Origin of the sequence: Pseudomonas sp. PA1(2017) (assembly GCF_001945375.1) — a bacterium.
Classification (GTDB): domain Bacteria; phylum Pseudomonadota; class Gammaproteobacteria; order Pseudomonadales; family Pseudomonadaceae; genus Aquipseudomonas.
The window spans coordinates 1,535,308-1,552,463 of the sequence record NZ_MSXU01000009.1 but is presented as its reverse complement, the minus strand read 5'-3'; the positions used below and the strand labels follow the sequence as shown (position 1 = coordinate 1,552,463).

Here is a 17,156-nt window from a genome sequence, read left to right as displayed (position 1 = left end):
AAGCGAGAGTTTGCGGCTCTTTTTTATGCCCCTTGCACCAGCGCCGCCGCCAACTCCTGCGACGCGTTGTACAACGGCACGTGCCCGCGCTGCAGCACCTGGGCGCTGCGGCGGTAGGCGACGGTGCTGACCTCCAACCCGGCACCGGCATCGCGAGCCACCACCGTGGCGTCGAGAATACCGGCGGGGTTTTCCATGGCTACCGCATATTCGGCGAACTGCTCGCCGACTTGCGGTGTGGCGGCGGCCAGGCGGGCGGCGACGGTGCCGGGTATCAACGTGGCAGCGGCCAGGCAGCAGCCGCCGGACACGGCCATCGAGACGTGCAAGGTTTGCGGGGTGAAGTAGCGCACCGAGAGTGTGCCGCCGTTCACAGCCGGGCCGATGATGCACACCTTGGGGATGGTTTCGCTGCGGCTGATGTCCTCGCGGCTCATCGGCTCGCCACTGCGCTTTTTCAGGCCCATGCGCAGCCCCGCCTCGATCCACACTTCGCGCAGCGCGTACATGAAGGCGCTATCGGCTTCCAGCTCGGCGAGCGGCTCGCGTGCAGTCTTGCCAAAGGATGCTGCGTCGATGATCACCATCGGCACCGCCACATCCACGCAGGACACCGGATGGCCGAGAATCTCGTCGAGCGCATTGCCGGTCGGCAGCAAGGCACCGGTCTTGGCGCCGACCGGGTGATGCAGAAACAGGTCGACACCGGGAAACTGCCCCGGCACGCCGGGAATCGCCACCTTGCGCAGCGCGTTGTCGGCGTCGCGCAGCACCCGCCCGGTGGTGATCACGCCGGTGTTGGTATTGCGGATATCGATCTCGAAATCACCGTTCGCGCCGTCAGCCAGGCCTACGTCCAGCGCCCACAGCGGCAGCGCCGACGACATGTTGCCGCAGTTCACGCTCCAGTCGATGGCCGAGTGGCTGGCGGCCAGTTGCGCCAGGGTGCTGACCAGGCGCAACTGACCCTCGACGTTTTCCAGCTCGACGAAGAACACCTTGTTGCTGGTCGCCGGGCCGCGGCCCAGGCCGGTGAGCTGGCGGTTGCCGGGCGCCTCGCCATGTAGCGGCACGCCCATCAGGTGACGCAGCAGTTCTTCGCGCAAGGCGATGTCCTGAGGGGCGAAGCGCTCGTCGATGACCAGGCCGGTCGAGGTGCCGCCGCGCATGAAGTGCACGGGAAAGGCCACCACGCCGCCTTCTACGCGGATACCTGTCGAAAGGGGCTCATGCATTGCTGGTCACTCCTGCTGCTGTGGGTCGTTTGGCGGCGCTCAGGCGCTGCGAGAAGTTCTGGTCCTGGAGCGCCTGGGCAGCCGACTGCAACACCAGGCGCAGTGGATGGCCGATCTCCTGCTCGAGCCGTTCTATGGCACGGAAGGTCGCCGCCCAATGGCCGATCAGCACGGGCATCAGCCGCTGCCCGGCCGGTGCCAGGTGGATCTCGCTCTTGCGCGCATCGGCGCCGCGTTGGCGGGTGATCAGGCCGTCCGCCTCCATCTGGCTCACCGTCTGGCTGATCGCCCCTTGAGTCAGGTGGGTGCGTGCGGTGATCTCGGTGATGGTCTGCGCGCCCGCCTCGATGGCGCGCAGCACTGGCGTATAGCGCGCGCGGTAGGTGAGGCCCATGTCCTGATAATGCTGCTCGGCGCCCCGCTCCACCAACTCGGATACGTAGCGCAGCAACTCACCCAGGCCGGGTTCGATCTTCATGGTCATCGACGGCTCCATCAGCACCTTTGCCAAATACATTAGCGCTAATGTAGTTTTCCAGCAACGAACATCCATCGCCTGTCCCGGAGACCGCCCCATGTCGACCCTGACCTTTCGCAAAGCACAGCGCGCCGACCTGGAAACCATCGTCGCCCTGCTGGCCAGCGACTCGCTCGGCCAGGCTCGCGAAGATGCCTCCACGCCACTGCAAGCGGCCTACGTCAGTGCCTTCGAGGCCATCGACGCCGAGCCGAACCAGGTGCTGGCGGTGGTCGCTGAAGCGGGCCGGGTGATCGGCACCCTGCAGCTGACCTTCCTGCCGAACATTTCGCGCCTGGGTACCTGGCGCGCACAGATCGAGGCAGTGCACATCGACCCGAACTGCCGCAGCGCCGGCATCGGCCGCGAGATGTTCCTGTGGGCCTTCGAGCAAGCCCGCGCACGCGGCTGCCAACTGATCCAGCTGAGCTGCGACCACACCCGCAAGCACGCCCAGCGCTTCTATGAAGGGCTGGGCTTCGAGGCTTCGCATATCGGCTACAAGAAGGCGCTATAGCCTTAACGCTCCTCTTTCAGGCCAGGGCGTCCAGTTCGGCCAGCAACGCAGGGGGAATCATCAGCTCGCTGGCGCTGAGATTCTCTTGCAGGTGCGCCACCGAGGAAGTGCCCGGAATCAGCAGGATGTTCGGCTTGCGCTGCAGCAGCCAGGCCAGCGCCACCCGCAGCGGCGACGTTTCCAGGCGCGCCGCCACGCTGGACAACGCCTCCGATTGCAGCGGCGAGAAACCACCCAGCGGGAAGAACGGCACGTAAGCGATGCCCTGGCGGGCCAGTTCGGCGATCAGCGACTCGTCGTTGCGGTGCGACAGGTTGTAGTGATTCTGCACGCAGACCACCGGCGCGATGCGCTGGGCCTGGCTGATCTGCACCGCCGATACGTTGCTCAGGCCCAGCTGACGAATCAGCCCCTGGCGCTGCAAGTCGGCCAGGGTGCCGAACGCCTCCTCGATGGACGCTTCGTCGGGGGCATGCAGCGTACCCCACGCCCGGAAATTGACGACGTCCAGCGCTTCGACCCCCAGGTTGCGCAGGTTGTCGTGCACGGCCTGCGTCAGTTCGGCGGGCGTCGCGGCCGGGTGCCAGGATGTATCCGCTTCACGCCGGGCACCGACCTTGGTGACCAGCACCAGCTCATCGCCATAGGGGTGCAATGCTTCGCGGATCAGCTGGTTGGTGACGTGCGGGCCGTAGAAGTCCGCGGTGTCGATATGGTCGACCCCGGCATCGCGCGCGGCACGCAGTACCGCCAACGCCGCAGCGCGATCCCGGGGCGGGCCGAACACATGGGGCCCGGCGAGCTGCATGGCACCGTAGCCCATGCGATTGACGGTGCGTTCACCGAGAGTAAAGGTACCGGCCTGGCTGGCGTTGCTCATGTCATCTGCCTCGATCAGTGGATGTCGAGGCCACTATAGGCGTTGACCACTGCGCCGATAATCGAGTGCAATCAGCACAGGTCGTACGGGAGAGCGAACAGTGAGCACCGACATTCAGGACCTGCTGGCCTTCGTGACCGTGGTGAACGCCGGCGGTTTTCGCGAGGGTGCGCGGCTCAGTGGCAAATCTGCCTCCAGCCTGAGCGACGCCGTGCGGCGCATGGAGGCCGGCCTTGGCGTGCGCCTGCTCAATCGCACTACGCGCAGCATCCTGCCGACCGAAGCGGGCCGCCTGCTGATGGACCGCATCGTACCGGCGCTGGGCGAAGTGACCTCGGCGCTGGACGTGATCAACGACTTTCGCGACCGCCCCACCGGCACCCTGAAACTCAACGTGCCACTGAGCGCCGCGCGGCTGGTCCTGCCCACGCTGATCACCCCGTTCCTGAAAGCCTACCCCGACATCCGCGTTGAAGTGATCGCCGAGGAAAGCTTCGTCGACGTGCTGGCGGCTGGCTGCGATGCCGGCATTCGCTACGACGATCGCCTGGAACAGGACATGATCGCCGTGCCCATAGGCCCGCGCCTGCAGCGCTGCGCCACCGCGGCCTCGCCCGCCTACCTGGACGCCCACGGCCGCCCCGAACACCCGCGCGACCTGCTGCAGCACGCCTGTCTGCGCGGCAAGTTCCCCAGCGGCGCGATGCCGTTGTGGGAGTACGAACGCGACGGCGAGATCATCAGCGTCGACCCCGCCGGGCCGCTGATCGTACGCATCGGCGGCGCCGTCGACCTGGCCGTGCAGGCGGCGATCGATGGCCTGGGCTTGGTCTACCTGTTCGAGGACTGGTTGCGCCCGCACCTGCAGAGCGGCGCGTTGGAACCGGTACTGGAACCCTGGTGGCAGACTTTCTCGGGCCCGTTTCTGTATTACCCGGGGCGCCGCTACCTGCCCTCGCCGCTCAGGGCCTTTATCGATTTCGTCAAGGCGGCGCCCTGCTGAGCATCCATGAATGGGGTTTATGTGGCAAAGTCGCACCCGAGCGAATCGCCGCGCTGACTGACTCGGCCAGATGAAACGGGAAACGGCTGCTGCGCGACAGGCTCGTGCCTGGGTAAGCCGCCCAGTCCGCCCGGCATCTCAGGTACGAACCCATGCCCCAGCTGCAGCTCCCCATCCCACCCAGAGCCCTTGCGCATGCCTAGATCCCGTTTGTTCAGCACAGGCGGCGGCCTCTGCCTGGCCGTATTGCTGGGCCTGCTCATGGTGTTTCTGCTCGACCCGGTGCCGGTGCAGAAGGCCCGCCATGCGGTGTTCGATCAGTATCAACGCTTGCAGCCGCGGCCTTATCAGGAAGCGCCGGTGCGCGTCGTCGACCTGGATGAGCAGAGCCTCGCGCGCATCGGCCAATGGCCCTGGCCGCGCACCCAGGTAGCGGCGCTGGTGGAGCGGCTCGAGCAGGCTGGCGCGGCAGCGGTGGTGTTCGACGTGCTGTTCGCCGAGCCTGATCGCACCTCGCCCGAGCAGCTCATTCGCGGCAACCTGCTACCGCCGACCTTGGCCACGCAGCTGGCAACCCTGCCGGCCCATGACGGGCAGTTCGCCGAGGTATTGAAGCGCAGCAATGTCGTGCTCGGCTTCGCCGCCGAGCAGAGCCCCCGCAATGGCGGGCCACCGCTGAGCCGCTTCGGCATGGTGCAGCAAGGCCCCTCACCCATCGCCTTCGTGCCCGCCTTCCAGGGCGCCGCGCGCCCGCTGCCGGCACTGGAACAGGCCGCCCGCGGTATCGGCGCCATGACCTTCAGGCCCGACGCCGACGGCGTGGTACGCCGGGTGCCGCTCTTCGTGTCGCTGAACGGCGAGCTGCGCCCCTCGCTGGTGGCCGAGGCGCTGCGTGTGGCGCAGCGCACGGGGCGCTACCGGATCGTCAGCAGCGAGGCCGGCGTGCAGCGTGTCGATATCGGCCGTGTGCAGATTCCCACCGCAGCCAGCGGCGAGCTGTGGGTGTATTTCTCCCGGCCGCAGGCGAGTCGCAGCATTCCTGCCTGGCAGGTGCTGGACGGCTCGGCGCCGCCGGTCGACGGCAGCATCATTCTTGTCGGCACCTCGGCCCAGGGCCTGCAGGACCTGCGCTTCAGCCCGCTGGGCGGAATCATTCCCGGCGTCGAGGTGCACGCCCAGGCCCTAGAACAGGTGCTGACCGATACCTTGCTGCTGCGCCCCGGCTGGGCATTGGCCGTGGAGGCCCTGGCCCTGCTGCTGGGTGGCGTGCTGCTCGGCATACTGGCACTTTACGCGCCGGCCCTGGTGTCAGCCGTACTGATGCTCATGCTGGTAGCCGCGCTGAACGCGGTGGCCTGGTACGGCTTCGTGACCCACCGACTACTGCTCGACCTGTTCACGCCGTCGCTCGGCCTGATGCTGGTCTACGGCGCCGCGAGCATCGTTCGCCACATGGCTGCCGAGCGCGAGCAGCGCTGGATCCAGGCGGCTTTCTCACGCTACGTGTCGCCCAACCTGGTCAATCATCTGGTCGCCCACCCGGAGCAACTGACCCTCGGCGGGCAGCGGCAAAGCTGCAGCTTCGTGTTTACCGACATCACCGGTTTCACCGCGATGATGGAGCGCCAGGCGCCCGAGGCAGCAGTCAGCCTGCTCAACGACTACCTGGAACAGGTTATCGGCATCGCCTTTCGCCACGAAGGTACGCTGGATCGCATCGTCGGCGATGCGGTGGCGATCATGTTCTCGGCGCCGATCCCCCAGGCCGATCATCAGCAGCGCGCCCTGGCCTGCGCCCTGGAGATCAACCGTTTCGCCCAGGGTTACGTAGCCGCCCTGGGCGAACGCGGCATCACCTTCGGCCAGACGCGCATCGCTGTGCACAGCGGTGACGTGGTGGTGGGCAACTTCGGCGGCTCGGTGATCTTCGATTACCGCGCCCTGGGCGATCCGGTGAACACCACCTCGCGGCTGGAAAGCCTGAACGGGCAGGTCGGCACCCTGCTTTGCGTCTCTGGCGCAATCCGCGAGCACTGTCCAAAGGTGCCGATGCGTCCGGTCGGCGAGGTGGTGCTCAAGGGCAAGGCCGAGGCGGTGCAGGTGTTCGAGCCGCTGGAGGCCATGGTCGTGCCGATGAGTGAGCGTGATGACGCCTATGAAGCGGCATACGGGCTGCTGGCGAGCGGCGCCAGCGAAGCCCTGGTCGCGTTCGAAACCCTCGCCGAGCAGCGCCCCCGGGACGGCCTGGTGGCCTATCACCTGCAACGGCTGCGCCATGGCGAGCATGGCAGCCGGCTGGTGATGGCCAGCAAGTGACGCGGGCTCAGCGGATGGTGATTTCCACCCGGCGGTTGGCAGGCTCCGGCGTGTTGTCCGGGGTTTTCACCAGCAGGTTGCCCTCGCCGTGGGAGGTCACCACCAGTTCCAGTGCCTGCAGGCCGTTGTCCTGCAATTGGCGGGCGATGGCCCGGGCGCGCAGCAGGCCGAGGTCTTCGTTGTCCAGCTTGCTGCCAACGGTGTCGGTATGGCCGATCACCGAAACCGCGGACGGCCCGCGGTCACGCACGGTTTGCAAGATCTCGGGAATTTCCGCCTGGGATTTCGCAGTCAGCTTGGCGCCGCCAGTCCGGAAATACAGCAGGTAGCTCTTGGGCAGCGCCGGCTGGGCTGCCCGCGCGGCGGAGAAGTCCTTGTCGATGCGCGGCTGCTCGACCTGATACGGCGTGGCGCTGCGGCCATCGAGATTGACCCCGTAACCCTTCTGATCCACGCGGGCCAGGCCCCTGTCGGTGCGAACCTCGATGGCGCCGGTGCTGCCATCGGGGCTCTCCATCAGCACCACGTAGGATTTGGAGGCGCAGCCAGTGCTCAGCAGGGCGCAGAAAAGGAGCGCAGCGGCGCGCATCGGATTGGAAAACATGCCGTGTCGGCCTCAATCAACCTTGACGAGAAAATGCGTGCCACGCACGCCGATGGTGCCAGTCGGGGTGTTGATCTCGACGGCCTCCGGCTTGAGCTTGGCGATGGTGCCGGAAATGTAATCGAGCGTGCCGTGGGTGATCTTGGCGCTCAGCTTCAGATCGTCCTGGGCGGGGTCGAAGATGAATTCGTCTAGGGTCAGCTCGCTGTTGGGGCCGAAGGACATCACCGTGTTGTCCTTGAGGGTCACGCCCATGGAGCCCGCCGGGCCGGTCTTCACCGTGCTGCCGACGTACAGCGGCGTGCCGATCGTCGCGGCCTCGCTCGATCCGCCCTGGGTGACGCTAGCCTCACCCTGAACCTTCATCACGTAACCGATCGACGAACTGGGTTCAGCGGCAAAAACCGAACTTACTAGCAATACGCCAGCTAGTGGCCATATCCTGAAAGGTGCAAACACAGTACTCTCCTTCTTCATTCTCATTCCCTGAGTCGAACTGAGCGTTGCACATCCAGCCGCAGCACCGTTGCCTGGTCGGATGGTACGTGAAGTACACGATGGGACCGTAGCGCAGGTTGCAGTATGTCATCAGGGCAAATCAAGCAGCGATTCAGACTCCGCTTCAGGAGCAGGAGCCTGGTCGTCACCCTGTTTCTGCTGCTGCAGCTGGCGCCTCTGCTCGCCCTGACGCTGGGTGCCCCGCCATTGCTGGTGCTGGGCCTGTCCGTGGGCATCCTGTTGTGCACGATGCCGCTGGTGCTGGGCGGTATGCAGAGCATAGATCGCACCATCGATCTGCTGGTGCAGGACACGCAAAAAATCCGCCAGATGGATTTCTCCGGCGAATTGCCGCCGGCGTCGCTGTTCGCCGAGATCGAAACCCTCAACCGCAATCACATCGACATGAAGGCCGCCCTGCAAAGCCAGACTCAGGCACTGCAGGCCTCGCAGCTCAAGCTCGCCAGCCTGGTGGAAAACGGCCTGCTGCTGTCCTCCGAACGCGACCGTGACGCCTTGCTGCGCCATATCCTGATGCAGGGTAAACGCACCTGTAACGCCCAGGCCGCCACCATGTACCTGAAGACCGAACACGGTACGCTGCGCTTCGCCCTGCGCTCGATGGACGACGAGCTGCCGACGGTCGAGATTCCCCTGCACGATCCGCACAGCGGCGCACCCAATGAACGGCACGTGTCGACCTACGCGGCGCTGCACAACGAAACCGTGGTGATCGACGACGTGTACGCCGAAAGCCGCTTCGACCTCAGCGGGACGCGTCGCTTCGACAGCGATTCGGGCTTCCATACCGTCTCCATGCTCACCGTGCCCCTGGCGCCCCGCGGCGGCGAAGTGATCGGCGTGCTGCAGTTCATGAACGCCCTGGACGTCGAGACCGACGAGGTCATCGCCTTCTCGCCGCCAGTGGTCGCTTTCATCGGCGCCCTCGCCTCCCAGGCCGCCGTGGCGCTGGAAAACCACAACCTGATCGATTCGCAGCGGGCGCTGATCGACGGCATGATCGAGATTCTCGCTGGCGCCATCGACGCCAAGAGCCCGTACACCGGCGCCCACTGCGAGCGCGTGCCGGAACTGGCGATGATGCTTGCCGAGGCCGCCAGTGAAGTGAACGAAGGGCCATTGGCGGGCTTTCGCTTCACCACCGCAGACGAGTGGCGTGAGTTTCGTATCGGCGCCTGGCTACACGACTGCGGCAAGATCACCACGCCCGAGCACGTAGTCGACAAGGCCACCAAGCTGGAAACCATCTACAACCGCATCCACGAAGTGCGTATGCGCTTCGAGGTGCTCCTGCGCGACGCGCAGATCGAGCGGCTGCAGCAGCTACGGGACGGGCAGGAGCCGGCGCAGGCGGACGCCCGATACCAGGCTACCGCCCAGGCGCTGCAGGACGAATTCGCCTTCATCGCCGGCTGCAACATCGGCAGCGAACTGATGAACCCCGAGCACGTCGGCACCCTGCAAAAGGCTGCCGAGCGCACCTGGCTCAGGCATTTCGATGATCGCCTGGGGTTGTCCCAGGCCGAATTGATGCGCGTGGCCGAACTGCCCGCCGAGCCACTGCCGGCGCGCGAGCGGCTGCTGGCCGACAAGCCACAGCACATCTTCCCACGCCCCGAAACCAAGGACTTCGACCCCAAGTACGGCTTCCAGGTCAGCGTGCCGGAGCACCTCTACAACCATGGCGAGCTCTACAACCTGAGCATCAGCAAGGGCACCCTGACCGCCGAAGAGCGCTTCAAGATCAACGAGCACATCATCCAGACCATCGTCATGCTGGAAAACCTGCCGCTGCCGTCGAACCTCAAGCGCGTGCCGGAATACGCCGGCACCCACCACGAAACCCTGCTCGGCACCGGCTACCCGCGCAAGCTGGACAAGAGCCAGCTATCCATCCCGGCGCGCATCATGGCCATCGCCGACATCTTCGAAGCGCTGACGGCCTCCGACCGCCCCTACAAGCAGGCCAAGACCCTCTCGGAGTCGATCGCCATCCTCGCCACGCTACGCGACAAGGGGCATATCGATGCCGACCTGTTCGCCTTGTTCCTGCGCAGCGAACTGCCGATGCGCTACGCCCAGCGCCACCTGCACCCCGACCAGATCGATGTCATCGACATCGAGCGTTTCGTGCCCGGCGAGCAGACGCAGGAGAACCAGGCTGCTGCAAGCCCTGTGCATTGAAGGCTACCAAGGGGCGGTGTAAGGCGAGCACCTTGCGGCGCCCGCTTTCGCTGCTGCGGCATCACGGCTACCGACCCGCGATCTAGCTCAGCCCCTGCATCACCTGCGCCGGGCCGCCGTCGAAACGTGACACCGCCACCAGCAATGCCTGAATCGAGGCGACGACGATGTTCGCGTGGCTGCCGGCACCGAAGCGCGAGCCGGCCACACCTGGCCAGGCCACCTCGACCAGCGCCAGGGCATCGGCGGCAGCACCGCCACCCAGGCTGCGCTCTTCGTAGCTGTCGACACGGATCGGCAGGCCCAGCGCCGCCACGGCAGCGTCGATGGGGCCAGTGCCGATCCCCCGCAGCGTCTGCCGGCGCCCGTCCGGCAGCATGATCTCCAGCGTCACGCCCTGGCCCGCTTCGTCTTTGAACAACTGGTGGCCGAGATAGGCCAGTTCGCCACCGGCACGTGCCGGGGCCAGATAGTGGCGCTGGAACAGGGCCCAGAGCTCGGCGCTGGCCAGCTCCGTTTCGCTGCTGTCGGCCATCTTCTGCACGATGGCGCTGAACTCGACCTGCATGCGCCGCGGCATCGACACGCCGTGGTCGCGCTGCAGCAGGTAGGCGATGCCACCTTTGCCCGACTGGCTGTTGAGCCGCACGATGCTGTCGTAAGTGCGCCCCAGGTCTTTCGGGTCGATCGGCAGGTACGGCACTTCCCAGAAACCCGCCGGATCCTGGGCGGCGAAGCCTTTGGCAATGGCATCCTGGTGCGAGCCGGAAAAGGCGGTGAACACCAGATCACCGACATAGGGATGACGCGGATGGATCGGCAGCCCGGTGCAGGTTTCGGCGACTCGCGCCACACCGGCGATATCGGAAAAATCCAGATGCGGGTCGACGCCCTGGGTATAGAGATTCAGCGCCAGGGTGACCAGATCGAGATTGCCGCTGCGCTCACCATTGCCGAACAGGCAGCCTTCCACCCGCTGGGCGCCAGCCAGCAGCGCCTGTTCAGCGCAGGCCACGCCGGTGCCGCGGTCGTTGTGCGGGTGAACCGAGAGCACCACGTGCTCACGGCGCGCCAGGCGCTCGTGCATCCATTCGATCTGGTCAGCGAACACGTTGGGCGTCGCCACTTCCACCGTGGTCGGCAGGTTGATGATGATTGGCCGACCGGGGCCGGCATCCCAGGTGCGAATGGCGGCGTTGCACATGCGCAGCGATACCTCCAGTTCGGCCATGCAGAAGGTTTCCGGGGAATACTGCAACACCCATTCGGTCTCGGGGTGCGTCGCCACCTTTTCCTTGAGCAATTGCACGTGGCGCACCACCAGTTGCTCTACCTCGTCCACCGACAGGCCGAACACCACCCGCCGCCAGACCGGTGCGATGGCGTTGTACAGGTGCACGATCACCCGCCGCGCGCCAGCCACGGCGCGCACGGTCTCGTCGATCAGGTCTTCGCGCAGCTGGGTCATGACCATGGGCGTGACGTCGTCGGGAATGCCGCCTTCGTCGATGAGCTGGCGGATGATCTCGAAATCGGTGCGCGAGGCGGCTGGAAAGCCCATCTCGATCTCCTTGAAACCGAGGCGCACCAGCTCGCCGAACAGCTGCAGCTTGCGCTGCCGGTTCATCGGCTCGAACAGCGCCTGGTTGCCGTCACGCAGGTCGGTGGACAGCCACACCGGCGCCTGGCTGATACGGCGCGACGGCCAGCGTCGGTTGGGCAGGTCGATAGAAGGAAAGGCACGGTACTTGGAATGTGGATTGCGCAGCATTGGGCGAACCTCGAACGGGAGACGGGCGTTGCCGACCTCCCCTGCCCGCTATGGCGAGCTGTTCAAGGCCGGGATCTGGGGGAGATCGCAAGTCGGCGCCACACACGCGGCGACAGACCCCGGCCGAAGCCCAGGGCTAGTAGCGGTAGCGAGGGCAGCAGAAGGTTCATGGCGCGGTTCCGGTCAGAGAGGTGCCCAGCATAGGCAGCCGGGCGGCTGACCACTCACGACAAATGGTCCGTCGTTATCGCCAAATGGTCATCACTGCCGCTAAGCTGGCAGACCGCACAGAATGGACGCGCCCATGGTCGACCACAGCCACCTGCCCTATGAATCCCTGGTGATGCCGGTTACCGGCGTTTCGGTCGACTATCCCAATGGTCATCAGGTGCCCGCCCACAGCCACCCGCGCGCGCAGCTGATCTACGCCATATCCGGAATCCTGTCGGTCGAGACCGCGGCGGGCCGCTGGGTCATACCGCCAACCCGCGGCGTGTGGGTGCAGGCAGGCGTCGAGCACGCCCTGCGCATCCGCGGCAAGGCCTGCATGCGCAGCCTGTTCGTCAACCCCGATGCCGTCGACGGGCTGCCGACCGGCAACTGCGTGATCGATGTATCGCCCCTGCTGCGCGAACTCATCCTGGCGGCCACACAGGTGCCCGCCCAGTACAGCGCCGACAGCCGGGACGGACGCCTGATGCGCTTTCTCCTCGATGAACTGCGCAGCCTGCCGGTACTGCCCTTTCACCTGCCCTGGCCGCAGGACGAACGCATCGCCCGCGTGTGCCTGGCACTGGCACAAAACCCGGCGCAGGCCGATGGCGCCGAGCACTGGGCAGACCACCTGGCCATGAGCCCGAAAACCTTTCACCGCCGCTTCCTGAGCAGCACCGGCATCACCTTCGGCCGCTGGCGCCAACAGGCGCGCCTGCTGCTCTCGCTGGAAGCCCTGGCCGAAGGCCAACCCGTGCTGCAAGTCGCGCTGCAGCACGGCTACGAAAGCCAGAGTGCGTTCGCCGCCGCGTTCCGCCGGCAGTTCGGCGTGGCGCCTTCGAGCTTCTACAGCTGAGTCAATCGTCAAGACGCTGAACATTCCTGATGACATGCCCTGGAAATGAGTGCTTTGCCAGCAAAAGGTAGCGCGCGGGCTGTGACCTTGCCGCCTATACGGTGGGATTTTGAGATGGGAGCAATCGGTCTCAATTGGCTGATTCGGGCGCTGAACGATTGCCGTACTACCAAAAGAGCTAGCCTACCGGCATGATGCCAGCAATAATGCGATCGCTTATCATTTATCAGCCTTTTGGCAGGAATAGCATGTCCGGCAGACATCCCATCGAGCATCTCTATGTCGAGCATCACAGCTGGCTGCGGGGTTGGTTGAATCATCGGTTGAACAACGCTGCCGATGCTGCCGACCTCGCTCAAGATACCTTCGTGCGGGTATTACAGCGCCGCCATGCACAAGCTTTGCTTGAGCCCCGTGCTTACTTGCGCACCATCGCCCGTGGGCTGGCGGTCGACCTTTGGCGTCGACGCGATGTCGAACGCGCCTGGCTGGAGACCCTCGCACATCTGCCTGAGGTCGAAGTGCCTTCACCTGAAACCAGTGCCCTGGCAATCGAGTCGCTGATTGCCATCGATCAGCTACTCGATGAGATACCGCCCAGGGCTCGGGAAGCCTTCCTGCTCGCTCAGTTGGACGGCATGACCTGTCCACGAATCGCCGAGCGCCTGGGCGTATCTCTGTCCACGGTCGAGCGCGACATTGCAATGGCCTTGCGCAACTGCTACCGACTGGCGTTCGAGATTAACCCGTGAGCGGCGTGGCACCTCCTGCGCTCCCGAAAGAGATAGTCGATCAAGCCATCGAGTGGTCCATTCGCCTGACTTACAATCAGCCCGAAGAGGCCACCCGTCTGGCGTTCAATGATTGGCTTGCCCGAGGAGAAGAGCATCGGCAAGCCTGGGAGCGCATCCAGAGTCTGGGTGGTCGTTTTGCAGGTATGCCTGCCGGGCTGGCCATGCAGGCCATGGACAGGCTGCCGGAGGCAAGGCTGCAACGTCGGCAGATGCTCAAGTTTCTTACCTTGTTCGCGGCGGCAGGCGGTACAAGCTGGACAGCTTACGAGACCACGCCGTGGCAGCGACTGGTGGCCGACTTCAGCACCAGGGTTGGCGAACGCCGACGCTGGCATCTGGAGGACGGCAGCCTGCTCGATCTCAATACTGACAGCGCTGTGCGTCTGCGCTTCGACGCAGTCAGCCGAGAGCTTGAACTGTTGCGAGGTGAGCTGCACGTGATCAGTGGCAGTGATTCGAAAACGTCTTTGCGTAGACCGTTGACCGTGTCCACTGCACTCGGAGCATTCGAGGCGCTGGGCACCCGCTTCAGCGTGCGCCTGGACGATCAGACCTGCAGTCTGAGTGTCATGGAAGGTCAGGTTGGTATCCGGCCGCGAGTAGGTAATCCAACCATCGCACAAGCGGGCCAAATCTGGCGGCTGACGACTTCCGGCGTTGAGCAGGAACCGGGCAATGCAGCAGATGTGGCCGCTTGGTGCGATGGCCTGCTGGTGGCGCGCGATATGCCATTGGCCCAGGTTCTGCGCGAACTTGGCCGCCATCGCAATGGCTATCTCGGGTGCGCCCCCGAGATAGCTGAGCGCCGTATCAACGGCAACTTCAATCTTGCCGATACCGATGCCACCCTACTTTTTCTGGTGCAGGCGCAGGGCCTGCGTATGCACGCTCTCACTCGTTACTGGATCCGCCTGAGCGCTTAGCGCGATGCACACGCAAAAAATCTCGTGATCGTGAAGGAGTTTTCGTTCTGGTCCGGCATACAGGTCAGAACACTCCGAATGCCAATGAGAATCATCGTGCCCAACAACTCATCGCTATGCCTCGCCATCCGCCGTGCCATCTTGTGTGTCGGACTCGGCCTTACCTTCGCTCCGATCGTGGCTGCGGCGCAGCCCAACAGCGCGAACCATGCGTTGGCCATTTCCGCCGGCTCGCTGGATTCGGCGCTGACTCAGCTGAGCCGTGATACCGGTTTGAACATTGCCTTCGAATCCGCCGATTTGGCAGGCAAGCGCAGCGCTGGATTACATGGCAGCTACAGCCTCGACGAGGCACTAAAGCAATTGCTTGTAGGCAGTGGTCTTCAGGCAGTAAAACTGGGTGAAGGCGGTTACCGTCTGGCGCCAGCGCCGAGTACGGCTTCGGCCGGGAGCATCGAGCTGCCCGGCACGGATATTACCGGCATTACCGACCTGACCGGAGCGACCGAGAACACCGGTTCCTACACTACAGGTTCGGTCGCAGTGGGCAGTAAAGCACCGCATAGCCTGCGTGAAACGCCGCAGTCCGTCTCCGTCATTACGCGCCAGCGAATCGAGGATCAGAACCTGACCAATCTGGCTCAAGTGCTCGATCAAACCACCGGCATCACCCTGATCGGCGGTAACGACAGCAATACCAAGATCCTCTCGCGTGGCTTCAACCTCACCAACATCCAGGTCGATGGCGGCGCTCCGGCATTCAGGGAACAGACCTACGACACCCTGGCAGACACGACGGCCTACGACAGCATTCAGGTGCTTCGCGGCTCCGACGGATTGTTCGGGGGAACCGGCGAGCCTGCGGGCGCCATCAACCTGGTACGCAAGCGCGCACTGTCCGAGCCACAGCTAAAGGCCAGCACTTCAGCCGGGAGCTGGGACAACTACCGCACCGAGGTGGATGTCACCGGCCCACTCGCCTTCGACGGTGCACTGCGCGGGCGGCTGGCGGCCTCGCAAGAAGACAAGCGCTATTTCTACGGTGGCGCCGACAGCGACAAGCATGTGCTTTACGGTGTTTTAGAAGCTGACCTGACTCCTGACACTCAAGTGAGTGTCGGCGGAATCTACGAATGGCGTGACCAGGACGGTTATTGGGAGAGTGGCCTGCCGCGCTTCAGCACTGGCGAAGCGCTGGGTCTGTCACGCAGCACGAAGCTCTCGGCGGACTGGTCGAGCAATAATTACAAAAGAACTGAAGCCTTCGTAAAAGTCGACCACAACTTCACGCAAGACTGGAAAATCAACGCCAGTTTCATGCGCGCCAAATACGATACCCAGCAGGACCTCGGCCAGGTCGAGGAGCCCGTCAATCCCGACACCCTGGCAGGCCCGACATTCCAGCGTTTCATCCGCGGTTATACCAATGATCAGGATCTTTTCGACGCCAACCTGCAGGGCGCGTTCGCTGCATTCGGTCGCAGCCACGAAGTGCTCTTCGGCGTTGACTACTCCGATATCAAGCGCAGCTATTCGGACCTCAGTGACTGGACGGTAACGACTCCGGTCGACATTTTCGCTACTGATGTCGGGTCGTTGCCGAAACCGGGAACCCCGCCGCTGTATTACGAAAACCCTGCGTGGAACATCCGCAAGAGTGGCGCCTATTCGACCGTCCGCCTGCACCTTGCCGACCCTCTTAAACTCATAATCGGCGCTCGCTACTCGGACTACGCCAACACCGTCGACGTTCTCGTGCCATCGTTCGGCACGGACCGCAAGAATGGCGGTCGCGAAAGTGGCATCGTCACGCCCTATGGCGGAGTCGTGTATGAAATGAATCCGGCGTGGTCGCTGTACGCGAGCTACGCACAAATCTACAAGTCACAGACTGAATTCCTCGACAGCTCCTACGCTCCACTTGAAGCAATCACCGGTGACACCTACGAGGTGGGAACCAAAGGCGAGCTGTTCAACGGGCGCCTTCAGCTGTCTTCGGCGCTGTACTACGCCAAACAGGAAAACAACGCGATCCAGCAGTTTTACGAGGGCTCATCCGCCAACAACTGCTGCTATGTCGCGGGCGGAGAAAATATCAGCAAGGGCTTGGATACCGAGATATCCGGGGAGCTGACACCAGGCTGGCAACTGACCGCCGGTTACACCTTCAACATCAACGAACAGCGTAAAGTCGGAGACGACACTGCAGTTGGCAAGCCGCTTAGTACGCAAACGCCAAAGCACCTGTTCAAGTTCTTCACCACCTACCAGCTGCCTGGCCAGTTCGAAGACTGGAAGCTCGGCCTTGGGGCGACGGTGCAGAGCAGCAACTACGTTAGCGGCAATGTCCAGCGTCGCCTGGGCGACGGCTCGCTGAGCCCCAGCACCAACAGCTACAATTACACCCAAGCTGGCTATGCAGTTTGGAATGCACTGGTCGAATACCGCCTCGATGAACACTGGACAGCGGCGCTAAACGGCAACAACCTGTTCGACAAGACCTACTACCAGACTGTCGATAGCAGTGCCAAAGGCAACTGGTACGGTGCACCGCGCAACTACATGTTGACCCTTCGCGGTACCTTCTAAACTCTCTGGGCGCTTAGAGCCTGTTCAAAGTCTTATCTGCGCATGAAGCGGCAACGCCAAGGCAGAAGCGGACATCAGCGCAATATCTGTGGGAGCGGGCGGGGACGCCTAGTCCATGCCCGCGATTTTTCGCGCGCATGGCGCGCTCCCACAGTGGATCTGGGAACGGCCGCTAACGCCGCCAAAGTCGCCGAACCTGGGCTTAATTATGAACAGGCTCTAAGAACTTGGCCCG

The 17,156-nt window shown here is 64.0% G+C and carries 14 protein-coding genes; 8 read left to right on the top strand and 6 right to left on the bottom strand.

All coding sequences use genetic code 11. The annotated features are described in order from the left end of the window. Window positions 1–23 precede the first annotated feature (23 nt). Window positions 24–1,235, bottom strand: coding sequence for a PrpF domain-containing protein (locus tag BVH01_RS14020; protein ID WP_075930872.1), 1,212 nt, complete (start codon window positions 1,233–1,235; stop codon window positions 24–26). Then, the gene (locus tag BVH01_RS14015; protein ID WP_075931042.1) at window positions 1,228–1,719 is read right to left on the bottom strand and encodes a MarR family winged helix-turn-helix transcriptional regulator; all 492 of its coding nucleotides are present in this window, start codon (window positions 1,717–1,719) and stop codon (window positions 1,228–1,230) included. The genes BVH01_RS14020 and BVH01_RS14015 overlap by 8 nt, the downstream gene beginning before the upstream one ends. 91 nt (window positions 1,720–1,810) lie before the next feature. On the opposite strand from BVH01_RS14015, the gene BVH01_RS14010 reads away from it, so the two are divergent. Next, the gene (locus tag BVH01_RS14010) at window positions 1,811–2,269 is read left to right on the top strand and encodes a GNAT family N-acetyltransferase (RefSeq protein WP_075930871.1); all 459 of its coding nucleotides are present in this window, start codon (window positions 1,811–1,813) and stop codon (window positions 2,267–2,269) included. A 16-nt stretch (window positions 2,270–2,285) separates the two neighbouring features. On the opposite strand, the gene BVH01_RS14005 is transcribed toward BVH01_RS14010, so the two are convergent. Beyond that, window positions 2,286–3,149, bottom strand: coding sequence for an oxidoreductase (locus BVH01_RS14005; protein ID WP_075930870.1), 864 nt, complete (start codon window positions 3,147–3,149; stop codon window positions 2,286–2,288). 100 nt (window positions 3,150–3,249) lie between these two features. On the opposite strand from BVH01_RS14005, the gene BVH01_RS14000 reads away from it, so the two are divergent. Both BVH01_RS14000 and BVH01_RS13995 read left to right on the top strand, forming a co-directional pair. After that, window positions 3,250–4,152 carry a LysR family transcriptional regulator gene (locus tag BVH01_RS14000; RefSeq protein WP_075930869.1) on the top strand — a complete coding sequence of 301 codons (903 nt, stop codon included), beginning with the start codon at window positions 3,250–3,252 and terminating at the stop codon, window positions 4,150–4,152. Between the two features lie 195 nt (window positions 4,153–4,347). Then, entirely contained in the window at window positions 4,348–6,468 is a 2,121-nt protein-coding gene (locus BVH01_RS13995) for a CHASE2 domain-containing protein (RefSeq protein WP_075930868.1), read from the top strand. Between the two features lie 7 nt (window positions 6,469–6,475). Here BVH01_RS13995 and BVH01_RS13990 read toward each other — a convergent pair whose 3' ends face one another. Both BVH01_RS13990 and BVH01_RS13985 read right to left on the bottom strand, forming a co-directional pair. Further along, window positions 6,476–7,072 carry an OmpA family protein gene (locus tag BVH01_RS13990; protein WP_075930867.1) on the bottom strand — a complete coding sequence of 199 codons (597 nt, stop codon included), beginning with the start codon at window positions 7,070–7,072 and terminating at the stop codon, window positions 6,476–6,478. A 12-nt stretch (window positions 7,073–7,084) separates the two neighbouring features. Next, a complete protein-coding gene (locus BVH01_RS13985) occupies window positions 7,085–7,438 on the bottom strand; it encodes a FecR domain-containing protein (protein ID WP_256562777.1) in 354 nt (117 codons plus the stop codon). A gap of 216 nt (window positions 7,439–7,654) precedes the next feature. Here BVH01_RS13985 and BVH01_RS13980 point away from each other — a divergent pair, with 216 nt between their 5' ends. Next, window positions 7,655–9,775 carry an HD domain-containing phosphohydrolase gene (locus BVH01_RS13980; RefSeq protein ID WP_075930865.1) on the top strand — a complete coding sequence of 707 codons (2,121 nt, stop codon included), beginning with the start codon at window positions 7,655–7,657 and terminating at the stop codon, window positions 9,773–9,775. Window positions 9,776–9,857: 82 nt separating this feature from the next. Here BVH01_RS13980 and BVH01_RS13975 read toward each other — a convergent pair whose 3' ends face one another. After that, a complete protein-coding gene (locus BVH01_RS13975) occupies window positions 9,858–11,546 on the bottom strand; it encodes a 2-isopropylmalate synthase (protein WP_075930864.1) in 1,689 nt (562 codons plus the stop codon). A gap of 304 nt (window positions 11,547–11,850) precedes the next feature. On the opposite strand from BVH01_RS13975, the gene BVH01_RS13970 reads away from it, so the two are divergent. The 4 genes from BVH01_RS13970 to BVH01_RS13955 all read left to right on the top strand — a co-directional run bounded on the left by BVH01_RS13970 (window position 11,851) and on the right by BVH01_RS13955 (window position 16,921). Continuing rightward, window positions 11,851–12,615: a helix-turn-helix transcriptional regulator gene (locus tag BVH01_RS13970; RefSeq protein ID WP_083659474.1), complete on the top strand. Its 765-nt coding sequence runs from the start codon at window positions 11,851–11,853 to the stop codon at window positions 12,613–12,615. 248 nt (window positions 12,616–12,863) lie between these two features. Then, a complete protein-coding gene (locus tag BVH01_RS13965) occupies window positions 12,864–13,367 on the top strand; it encodes a sigma-70 family RNA polymerase sigma factor (protein ID WP_075930862.1) in 504 nt (167 codons plus the stop codon). Continuing rightward, window positions 13,364–14,332, top strand: a complete 969-nt coding sequence (locus BVH01_RS13960) for a FecR domain-containing protein (RefSeq protein ID WP_075930861.1) — start codon at window positions 13,364–13,366, stop codon at window positions 14,330–14,332. Before BVH01_RS13965 ends, BVH01_RS13960 begins: the two co-directional genes overlap by 4 nt. An 84-nt stretch (window positions 14,333–14,416) precedes the next feature. Next, complete coding sequence (locus BVH01_RS13955; protein ID WP_075930860.1) at window positions 14,417–16,921, top strand: TonB-dependent siderophore receptor; 2,505 nt, start codon at window positions 14,417–14,419, stop codon at window positions 16,919–16,921. Window positions 16,922–17,156 lie beyond the last annotated feature (235 nt).